General features: G+C 73.2%; 7 protein-coding genes. 6 read left to right on the forward strand and 1 reads right to left on the reverse strand.

The features are described 5' to 3' along the window. A partial coding sequence (gene pulA / locus ACTUAL_RS23750; RefSeq protein ID WP_440901800.1) for a pullulanase-type alpha-1,6-glucosidase occupies positions 1-4834 on the forward strand: 4834 nt, incomplete at its 5' end. A 31-nt stretch (positions 4835-4865) separates the two neighbouring features. Here the strand turns inward: pulA and ACTUAL_RS23755 are convergent. Beyond that, entirely contained in the window at positions 4866-5573 is a 708-nt protein-coding gene (locus tag ACTUAL_RS23755; RefSeq protein ID WP_157767525.1) for a hypothetical protein, read from the reverse strand. A 77-nt stretch (positions 5574-5650) separates the two neighbouring features. On the opposite strand from ACTUAL_RS23755, the gene ndk reads away from it, so the two are divergent. From ndk to ACTUAL_RS23780, 5 genes are all read left to right on the forward strand, one after another. Continuing rightward, the gene (ndk, locus tag ACTUAL_RS23760) at positions 5651-6061 is read left to right on the forward strand and encodes a nucleoside-diphosphate kinase (RefSeq protein ID WP_096491844.1); all 411 of its coding nucleotides are present in this window, start codon (positions 5651-5653) and stop codon (positions 6059-6061) included. 133 nt (positions 6062-6194) lie between these two features. Further along, positions 6195-7115: an ABC transporter ATP-binding protein gene (locus tag ACTUAL_RS23765; protein WP_440901801.1), complete on the forward strand. Its 921-nt coding sequence runs from the start codon at positions 6195-6197 to the stop codon at positions 7113-7115. Then, complete coding sequence (locus ACTUAL_RS23770) at positions 7115-7996, forward strand: ABC transporter permease (RefSeq protein WP_440901802.1); 882 nt, start codon at positions 7115-7117, stop codon at positions 7994-7996. The genes ACTUAL_RS23765 and ACTUAL_RS23770 overlap by 1 nt, the downstream gene beginning before the upstream one ends. Then, on the forward strand, positions 7993-8799 hold the full coding sequence (locus tag ACTUAL_RS23775) for an ABC transporter permease (protein WP_096491847.1): 807 nt from the start codon (positions 7993-7995) through the stop codon (positions 8797-8799). Before ACTUAL_RS23770 ends, ACTUAL_RS23775 begins: the two co-directional genes overlap by 4 nt. A gap of 33 nt (positions 8800-8832) precedes the next feature. Beyond that, the coding region (locus ACTUAL_RS23780) for a TIGR03960 family B12-binding radical SAM protein (RefSeq protein ID WP_440901803.1) at positions 8833-10704 on the forward strand (1872 nt) is incomplete at its 3' end.

Raw genomic sequence — 10704 nt, forward strand, 5'->3', positions numbered from 1 at the left:
CTCGTTCCCGTACACCCCGGTCCCCGACCCGGCCCACCCCAAGACCCCGGACTGGCTCAACGACCCCGCGCTCTACCACAACCGCGGCGACTCGACGTTCAGCGGCGAGTCCAGCCTGCAGGGCGACTTCTCCGGCCTCGACGACCTGATGACCGAGCACCCCCGCGTCGTCGCGGGCATGAAGCAGGTCTTCACCCACTGCATCGACACCCTCGACATCGACGGCTACCGGGTCGACACCGTCAAGCACGTCAACACGGAGTTCTGGCAGGCGCTCGCCCCGTACGTGCGCTCCTACGCCGCGCAGCGCGGCAAGCCGGACTTCTTCGTCTTCGGCGAGGTCTTCGACTCCGACCCGGCCACCACCTCGCGCTTCACCACCGAGGCGGGGCTCCAGTCGGTGCTGGACTTCCCGTTCCAGTCCGCCGCGCTCGACTTCCTGTCCGGGCGCGGCGCGACCCGCCTCGGCGACGTCCTGCTCGCCGACGACCGCTACACCGACGCCGACTCCAACGCCTCGTCGCTGCCCACGTTCCTGGGCAACCACGACCTCGGCCGCGTCGCCCACCTGCTGCGTCAGAACCGCCCCGACGACACCGACCTGCTCGACCGCCTCAAGCTGGGCAACACCCTGCTCCAGCTGTGGCGCGGCAACCCGGTCGTCTACTACGGCGACGAGCAGGGCTTCGCGGGCGCCGGTGGCGACAAGGACGCCCGCCAGGACCTGTTCGCCAGCGCCACCCCGTCCTACGCCGCCGAGCGGCTGATCGGCGCCACGCGGACCGGCGCCGACGACAACCACGTTCCCGACCACCCGCTGTACCGCCAGCTCGCCGACCTGGCCCGCTTCACCGACTCCGACCCGGTGTGGCGCGGCGGCAACCAGGTGCTGCGCCGCGCCGAGGGCGACGTGATCGCGTTCAGCCGCTTCGACCGCCGCGCCCAGGTCGAGCACCTCGTCGTCGCCAACGCCGGGACCGCGCCGCAGACCCTGGACGTGCCGGTCGGCTCGACGGCGCTGCGCCAGGTGTTCCCCGAGCCCGGCCCCACCGCCACCCGAGGCGCGGACGGCGCGGTCCGGGTCACCGTGCCGCCGCTGTCCGCGCTGGTGCTGCGCGCCACCGGCAAGGCCGTCGCCACCAAGCCCGCGCCGACCCTGGTCATCCCGGCCGAGGGCGCCGCCCTGGACGAGCGGGTCGAGCTGCGCGCGGACGGGATCACCTCGCCCTACGCGCAGGCCACGTTCGCCGCCCGCGTCGACGGGAACCCGGAGTGGACGGTGCTCGGCACCGACGACGCCGCCCCGTACCGGGTGTTCGCCGACCTCGCCGCGCTGCCGGGGGCCGCCGCGGGCAAGGGCGTCGAGGTGCGCGTGGTCGCCAAGGACGCGGCCGGGCGGATCGGCGCGGACGGCGCGCGGTTCGCCCTCGTGCCCGCGCCGCCGGTCCCGCAGCCGCCCACCGGGAGCCCGGACTGGCTGGTCGTGCACTACGCCCGCCAGGACGGCGACTACACCGGCTGGGGCCTGCACGCCTGGGGCGACGTCGAGTCCGAGCCGACCTGGCAGGAGCCGCTGCCGTTCGCCGGTGAGACCCCGTACGGCCGGTTCGCCTGGGTCAGGCTCAAGCCCGGCGCCCGGCAGGTCGGGATCGTCGTGCACCGGGGCGACGAGAAGGACACCTCGGCCGACCGGTTCGTCGACCCGTCCACGTCCCCGCAGGTGTGGCTCGCGCAGGGCGACCCGGCGGTACACCCGAACGAGGCCGCCGCCACCGGACGGGTGCTCGTGCACCACCTCGGCGACACCGCAGGCCGCGCGGTGCGCGCGGGTGGCGCCGAGGTCCCGTTCACCAACGGCGTCGCCACCCTCCCCGCCACCGGCCCGGTCGACTTCACCGTGCTGCGCGACGGGACCGCCGAGGCCACCGGCCGCACCGACGGCCAGGCGTGGGTGCGCGACGACCGGGTGTTCCCGTCCCTCGCGGCGGCCGAGAACCGCGCCGTCATCCACTACCACCGCCCGGACGGCGACTACGCGGAGTGGACCCTCTACCACTGGACCGGGTCGGCCGAGCCCAGTCCGGGGTGGAACCAGTCCCGACCGCCGGACGGGGACGACGGGTTCGGCGTCCACTGGTCGGTGCCGCTGGCGCAGGGCGCGCCCGGCCTGTCCCACATCATCCACCGCGGCGACGCCAAGGACCCCGGAGCCGACCAGTTCCTCGACGTCACCGGCACCGGCCACGAGGTGTGGTTCGCCTCCGGGTCGGCGAAGCCGGACGGCTCGGCGTCCTACGTGCTGCCGCCCTCCGGAGGTGACGCCGTGGAAGACGACCTGACCAGGTCGAAGGCCGCCTGGGTGCGGAAGGACCTGGTGGTCTGGGACGTGCCCGTGATCGCCTCGGACGGCTACCGGATCGAGTACGGCGGCAAGGTCCTGCGCCTGGAGCCCAGTGCCGAGGCCGTGCCGGGGGACTTCCCGCACCTGCGCGGCAAACCGGTGTTCCGGGTCCGCGACGTCGACCGGGTGGACGCGGCGCTGCGCGGCGGCGCGCTGTCCGCCGTGCACGTCGACGCGGCCGGGACGCTGCGGCACCGCACCGGCGTCCAGCTCGCGGGCGTCCTGGACGACCGGTTCGCGCCCGCCGCGACCGCGCTCCCCTACGGCCCGGCGTTCGACGGCGACCGCGCCACCACCCGCCTGTGGGCCCCGACCGCGTCACGGGTGCGGCTGCGCCTGTTCGACGCCCCCGAGGGCGACCCCGCCGAGGTGCTCGACCTCGCCCGCGACGACGCCTCCGGCTCCTGGTCCGGCTCCGGGGACTGGAAGAACCGCTTCTACCAGTACGAGATCACCGCCGCGGGCCGCACGGTCGTGGTCACCGACCCGTACTCGGTCGCGCTCGCGGTCGGCTCCACGCACTCCCAGTTCGCCGACCTCGCCGACCCGGCCACCGCCCCCGACGGCTGGTCCGCCGAGGTCGCGCGCGGCCTCGGCGCCAACCCCGTCGAGCACGGCATCACCGAGCTGCACGTGCGCGACTTCTCCATCGGCGACGACACCGTCCCCGAGGCGGACCGGGGCACCTACCGCGCGTTCACCCACCGCGACTCCACCGGCATGGGGCACCTGCGGCAGCTCGCCGAGGCCGGGCTGGACACCGTGCACCTGCTGCCCACCTTCGACATCGCCACCATCCCCGAGCGCCGCGCCGACCAGCGCGCGCCCGACTGCGACCTGCCGTCCCTGCCGCCGGACTCGCCGCGCCAGCAGGAGTGCGTCGCCGCGACCGCCGCCGACGACGGCTTCAACTGGGGCTACGACCCGCTGCACTACAACACCCCCGAGGGCTCGTACGCCACCGACGCCGCGCAGACCGGGGCCGCCCGCTCCCGCGAGTACCGCGAGATGGTGCGGTCCCTGCACGCCAACGGGAACAAGGTCGTGCTGGACGTGGTCTACAACCACACCGCCGCGTCCGGCGACGGGCCGGGCTCGGTGCTGGACAAGGTCGTGCCCGGCTACCACCACCGGTTCGCCGACGACGGCTCGATCGCGAACTCCACCTGCTGCGCCAACACCGCGCCGGAGAACGCCATGACGGGCAAGCTCGTCGTGGACTCGGTGGTGTGGTGGGCCAGGACGTACAAGGTCGACGGCTTCCGGTTCGACCTCATGGGCCACCACCCGAAGGCGAACCTGCTGGCCGTGCGCGCCGCGCTGGACGCGCTCACCCCCGAGCGCGACGGCGTCGACGGCCGTTCGATCCGGCTCTACGGCGAGGGCTGGGACTTCGGCGAGGTCGCCGGGAACGCCCGGTTCGAGCAGGCCACCCAGGCGAACCTCGCGGGCACCGGCATCGGCACGTTCAGCGACCGGCTGCGCGACGCGGTGCGCGGCGGCGGCCCGTTCGACGAGGACCCGCGCGTGCAGGGCCTGGGCACCGGCCTCGCGGGCGACCTCAACGGCTCACCCGCCAACGGGGACGTGGCCGCGCGGCTGGCGAACTACAGCGACCTGGTGAAGCTGGGCATGGCGGGCAACGCGGCCGGGTTCCGCTTCCGGTCCACCTCCGGCGGCGAGGTCAGCGGCCGGGACGTGCCGTACAACGGCTCGCCCGCGGGCTACGCGGGCGTCCCGGCGGACGTGATCAGCTACGTGGACGCGCACGACAACGAGACCCTGTTCGACGCCCAGGTGTTCAAGCTGCCGCCGTCCACGCCGATGGCCGACCGGGTCCGGATGCACCGCGTCGCCCTCGCGCCCGTCCTGCTCGGCCAGGGGCAGCCGCTGCTGCACGCGGGCAGCGAGTTCCTGCGCTCGAAGTCGCTCGACCGCAACAGCTACGACTCGGGCGACTGGTTCAACCGGTACGACCCGTCGTTGCGGGACAACGGGTTCGGCCGGGGCCTGCCGCCCGCGCCGGACAACGCCGACAAGTGGCCCTACTCCGCGCCGCTGCTGGCCGACCCGGCGCTCAAGCCCGCGCAGGCCGACCTGCGATCCGCGCTGGGGCACACCCTGGAGCTGCTGCGGCTGCGCGGGTCCTCGCCGCTGTTCACCCTGGGCGACGCGGCGCAGGTGCAGGCGAAGCTGTCGTTCCCGGCCGCCGAACCGGGCGTGGTCGTGGCGCACCTGGACGACACCGCCGGTCCCGACCGCGACCCGGCGCGCGACGGGCTGCTCGTGGTGGTCAACCCGTTCCCGGTGGAGAAGGAGGTCACCGCGCCCGTCGGCGGGTGGCGGCAGCACCCGCTGTGCACCGACCGCGCGGTGGTCGACGGCACGGCGGTGCGGGTGCCGCCGAGGTCGGTGGTGGTGCTGGAGCGCTAGCCCGCAGGCGTGGCCACGACGCCGGTCGGGCTCAGTGCTCGGCCAGCTCGACCCTGGAGCGGATCTCGTCGGTGCGCAGGATGCGGAACCCGTGGTGCTCGTCCAGCACCTTCACGAACCCGTGCCCGGTCTCCATGACGTACCCGCGCAGCTCGCCGTCCACCAGCTCCATCTCCTCCAGGGGCACCCACGGCGTCGCCACGAACGCGGCCACCGCCAGCGCCACGCCCACCAGCACGACCCCGGTCCGCCGCATCAGGAAGGTCACCGCCTCCTGCACCAGCCCCCGCATCCGCGCCCGCTCCACCAGCAGCACCAGCGCCGACAGCGCCACCGCGGCCACCGGCACCCACCACCGGTGGTAGGTGATCACGTGCGCGACCATCAGCGCGGGCAGCAGGGGCAGCGCCAGCGCGGCGACCTTGTCGCGGCGGCGGTGGGCCCAGGCGTACAGGACGAGCAGCGGCGACACCAGGATCAGCAGCGCGCTGCTGATCCGCGAGTCGGCCATGAACGTGCCGACGAACAGGCCGGGCGCGTCCTCCAGGTCCAGGGTGTGCAGCAGGGCGAACGCCACGTGCCAGTCGTAGTGGGACACCGCCAGCAGCCTCAGCAGCACGAACATCACCGCCGCGCCGGTCAGCGCGGTCGCCGCGTGCCCGCCGCCGTGCCCGCCCCCGTGACCGCCGCCCCGCTCGTCCGTCCCGGTGTCCCCGCGCCCCGCGCCCTCAGCCGTCACGGCCGGTGACTATGCCACGGCGGTCCGCCGGATACGCTGTCGCCCACCACCCCCACCGAGCAAGGAGAACCACCGCCGTGAGCGAGCGCACCCTGGTCCTGGTCAAGCCCGACGGCGTCGAGCGCGGCCTGGTCGGCGAGGTGATCTCCCGCATCGAGCGCAAGGGCCTGAAGCTGGCCGCGCTCGAACTGCGCAACGCCGACCGCGCGACCGCCGAGCAGCACTACGCCGAGCACGAGGGCAAGGGCTTCTACGAGGGCCTGCTGGACTTCATCACCGGCGGCCCGCTGGTGGCGCTGGTGATCGAGGGCCCGCGCGCGATCGCGGCGTTCCGCCAGCTCGCCGGTGGCACCGACCCGGTCGAGAAGGCCACGCCGGGCACCATCCGGGGCGACTTCGGCCTGGAGGTCCAGTTCAACCTCGTGCACGGCTCCGACTCGGTCGAGTCCGCCGAGCGCGAGATCAAGATCTGGTTCCCCGCGCTCTGAGCCGCCGCTGACCGGCGCGCCCGCCAGCACCACGGCCCGTCCCGCAGTCCTGCGGGACGGGCCGTCGCGCGTTCCGCACCGGTGTGAAAAAGCGTTGCCCCGACCCCGTGCCAGGTGGTTACAGTCGGCGACCGTGACCACACCCCTCGTAGAGGCCAGCGGGCTGACCAAGCGCTTCGGGGAGTTCGAGGCGGTCCGGGGCATCGACGTCCGGGTCGAGCGCGGCGAGGCCTTCGGGTTCCTCGGGCCCAACGGCGCGGGCAAGTCCTCGACCATGCGGATGATCTCCTGCACCTCCCCGCGCTCCGGCGGCGACCTGCGCGTGCTCGGCATGGACCCGGACCGGGACGGCCCGCGCATCCGGGCCCGCATCGGGGTGGTGCCGCAGCAGGACACCCTCGACAACGAGCTGACCGTGCGGCAGAACCTGGAGGTGTACGGCCGCTACTTCGGGCTCTCCCGCGCCGCCGTGCGCGCCAAGGCGGGGGAGCTGCTGGAGTTCGCCCAGCTCTCCGAGCGCGCGAACAGCGAGGTCGAACCGCTGTCCGGTGGCATGAAGCGGCGGCTCACCATCGCGCGCTCGCTGGTCAACGAGCCCGAGGTGCTGCTGCTCGACGAGCCCACCACCGGCCTGGACCCGCAGGCCCGCCACCTGCTGTGGGACCGGTTGTTCCGGCTCAAGGCCGAGGGCGTCACGCTGATCATCACCACGCACTACATGGACGAGGCCGAGCAGCTGTGCGACCGGCTCGTGGTGATGGACGGCGGGCGCGTCGCCGCCGAGGGCTCGCCGTCCGAGCTGATCTCCCGCTACTCCACCCGCGAGGTCCTGGAGCTGCGCTTCCCGCCGGGGAACCAGTCCGCCGACCGGCTGGAGGACCTGGCCGAGCGGGTCGAGGTGCTCCCCGACCGCGTGCTGCTGTACACCCGCGACGGCGAGGCCGCGCTCGCCGCCGCCCAGGAGCGCGGGGTGCGCCCGGTGTCGAGCCTGGTGCGCCGCTCCAGCCTGGAGGACGTGTTCCTGCGGCTCACCGGCCGGACGCTGGTCGACTGATGGCCGCCGACACCAACAGCGCCGACACCAACAGCGCCGACACCGACAGCGCCGACACCACGCGCGCCGACGCCGCGCCCACCGCCCGGACCGCCACCGGACGCCCGTCGGGCAACGCCCGCGCGGTGCTGATCTACGTGGAGAGCCGCTGGGTCTGGTACCGCCGCAACTGGCGCGCCACCGCCGTCTCCGCGTTCGTGCTCCCGGTGCTGTTCCTGCTGTCCATGGGCTTCGGCCTCGGCAGCCAGATCGCCCCCGACCAGCTGCCCGGCGGGCTGACCTACCCGCAGTTCCTGGCGCCCGCGCTGCTGGTCGTGATGGGCCTGCAGGCCGTCGTGAACGAGTCGACCTACCAGGTCATCGACGTGTTCAAGTGGAGCAAGCGGCACCACGCGGTCGTCGCCTCCCCGATCACCCCGGCCCAGGTCTTCCTGGGCACCATGCTGTGGAACGCCCTGCTCGTCCTGATGGCGGGCGCCTTCTTCCTGGTCTCCGCGACCCTGTTCGGGGCGCTCACCACCCCGGCCGCCGCGCTGGCCGTCCCGGTCTCGGTGCTCACCAGCACCGCCTACAGCGCCCCGATCACCGCGTTCAGCGCCACCAGGGACAAGGCCGACTCGTTCAGCACCGTGTTCCGCCTGGTCGTCATGCCGATGACCCTGTTCACCGGCGCGTTCTTCCCCGTCGAGCAGCTTCCCGACTGGCTGCTCCCGCTGGTCTGGATCGCCCCCACCTGGCACGGCGTCGAGCTGGCGCGGGGGGCCGCGTTCGGCGGGCTCGGCGCGCTCGCCGCGCTCGGCCACGTCGCCTTCCTGGTCGCCGTGCTGGCGGTCGGGACCCTGATCGGAACCCGTGTCTACCGGCGGAGGCTCGTCCCGTGACCACCCGTGAGGCGAGGCCCGCGCTCGGCCTGCGGATCGTCCCGCCCGGCCTGTACGCGGGCCGCTCGCTCGTCCTGCTGGAGCGCTCCTACCTGGTGTACCGCCGGGCCTGGGTGCCCCTGCTCACCGGCCTGGTCGAGCCGCTGCTGTTCCTGTTCTCCCTCGGCTTCGGCATCGGCAGGCTGGTCGCCGACGTCGAGGGCGTGCCGTACGCGCAGTACGTCGCCCCCGCGCTGCTGGCGACCGCGGCCATGAACGGGGCCGTCTACGACGCGGTGTTCGGCGTGTTCGTGAAGTTCAAGTACGCCAAGACCTACGACGCGGTGCTGGCCACCCCGGCCGGTCCGATGGACATCGCGCTCGGCGAGGTGGCCTGGTCGCTGCTGCGCGGCGGCCTCTACTCGGCCGGGTTCACCGTCGTCATGCTCGGCCTGGACCTGGCGGGCTCGGCGTGGGCGCTGCTGATGCTGCCCGCCTCGCTGCTGGTCGCCGCCGCGTTCGCGGCCGTGGGCATGGCCGTCACGACGTTCCTGCGCGGCTGGCAGGACTTCGACCTGGTCCAGCTGGTGATCATGCCGCTGTTCCTGTTCTCGGCGACCTTCTACCCGGTCTCGGTCTACCCGGAGGCGGTCCGCGGACTCGTCCAGCTCACCCCGCTGTACCAGGCGACCACCCTGATGAGGGACCTGAACAGCGGAAACCTGCACTGGGGGTTGCTCTGGCCGGTCCTGTACTTCCTCGTCCTCGGCGCGATCGGGGTGGTGGTGGCCGCGCGCAGGCTCGGCAAGCTGCTGCTGCGCTAGGTCCGCGCAAGGGCTCGGTTACCCTGGTCGGTTGTGAGCGTCGACTCTGTTTTCCCCTTGCTGGAGCCCCTGCTCCCCAGGGTCTCCAAGCCGGTGCAGTACGTCGGCGGGGAGCTGAACGCCACCACCAAGGACTGGGACTCCGCCGCGGTGCGGTGGGCCCTGATGTACCCGGACGCCTACGAGGTCGGGCTGCCCAACCAGGGCGTCATGATCCTCTACGAGGTGCTCAACGAGCAGCCGGACGTCCTGGCCGAGCGCACCTACGCGGTCTGGCCGGACCTGGAAGCGCTCATGCGCGAGCACCGCGTCCCCCAGTTCACCGTGGACTCCCACCGGCCGGTCGGCGCGTTCGACCTGCTCGGCGTCAGCTTCTCGACCGAGCTGGGCTACACGAACCTGCTGACCGCGCTCGACCTGGCGGGCGTGCCCGTGCACGCCGCCGACCGCACCGAGGACCACCCGATCGTGGTGGCCGGTGGGCACGCCGCGTTCAACCCCGAGCCGATCTCCCGCTTCGTCGACGCCGCCGTGCTCGGCGACGGCGAGGAGGCGGTCCTGGAGATCACCGACATCGTCCGCGCCTGGAAGGCCGAGGGCCGCCCCGGCGGGCGGGACGAGATCCTGACCAGGCTGGCCGAGACCGGCGGCGTGTACGTGCCCCGGTTCTACGACGTGGAGTACCTGCCGGACGGCCGCATCCAGCGCGTCGTGCCCAACCGCGAGCGGGTCCCCTACCGGGTGTTCAAGCGCACCACGATGGACCTGGACGCCTGGCCGTACCCGAAGCAGCCGCTGGTGCCGCTCGCCGAGAGCGTGCACGAGCGGATGAGCGTGGAGATCTTCCGGGGCTGCACGCGCGGCTGCCGCTTCTGCCAGGCGGGCATGATCACCCGCCCGGTGCGCGAGCGCTCGATCGAGGGCATCGGCGCGATGGTGCAGCGCGGCCTGGAGGCGACCGGCTTCGAGGAGGTCGGCCTGCTCTCGCTCTCCAGCGCGGACCACTCCGAGATCGCCGAGGTCACCAAGGGCCTGGCCGACCGGTACGAGGGCACCAACACCAGCCTGTCGCTGCCCAGCACGCGGGTGGACGCCTTCAACATCGACCTGGCCAACGAGCTCTCCCGCAACGGCCGCCGCTCGGGCCTGACCTTCGCCCCCGAGGGCGGCAGCGAGCGCATCCGCCGCGTCATCAACAAGATGGTGTCGGAGGAGGACCTGATCCGGACGGTCAGCGCGGCGTTCGCGGCGGGCTGGCGGCAGGTGAAGCTGTACTTCATGTGCGGCCTGCCGACCGAGACCGACGACGACGTGCTGCAGATCGCCGAGATGGCCAAGAACGTCATCCGCGCCGGTCGGGAGGCCAGCGGGCGCAAGGACGTGCGCTGCACCATCTCCATCGGCGGGTTCGTGCCCAAGCCGCACACCCCGTTCCAGTGGGCCGGGCAGTGCGACCCGGAGACCGTGGACCGCAGGCTGCGCAAGCTGCGCGAGGCGGTCAACTCGGACCGGAACCTGGGCCGCAACATCGGGATGCGCTACCACGACGGGCAGCCGTCGCTGATCGAGGGACTGCTCTCGCGCGGCGACCGGCGGATCGGCGCGGTCATCGAGCGGGTGTGGCGCGAGGGCGGCCGGTTCGACGGCTGGTCCGAGCACTTCTCCTACGAGCGCTGGGTGCAGGCGGCCAAGGCCGAGCTGGAGCCGCTGGGCGTGGACCTGGAGTGGTTCACCACCCGCGAGCGCGAGGAGCTGGAGGTCCTGCCCTGGGACCACCTGGACTCCGGGCTGGACAAGGAGTGGCTCTGGGCGGACTGGCAGGACGCCCTGGACGAGCGCGAGCAGGACGACTGCCGGTGGACGCCGTGCTTCGACTGCGGCGTGTGCCCGGCGATGGGCACCGAC

The sequence above is a fragment of the Actinosynnema sp. genome (assembly GCF_052038725.1).

What these genes read in the sequence shown, in the direction of transcription:
- ACTUAL_RS23770 (WP_440901802.1), top strand. Translation starts at nt 7,115, where the DNA reads ATGGCCGCCGACACCAACAGCGCCGACACCAACAGCGCCGACACCGAC.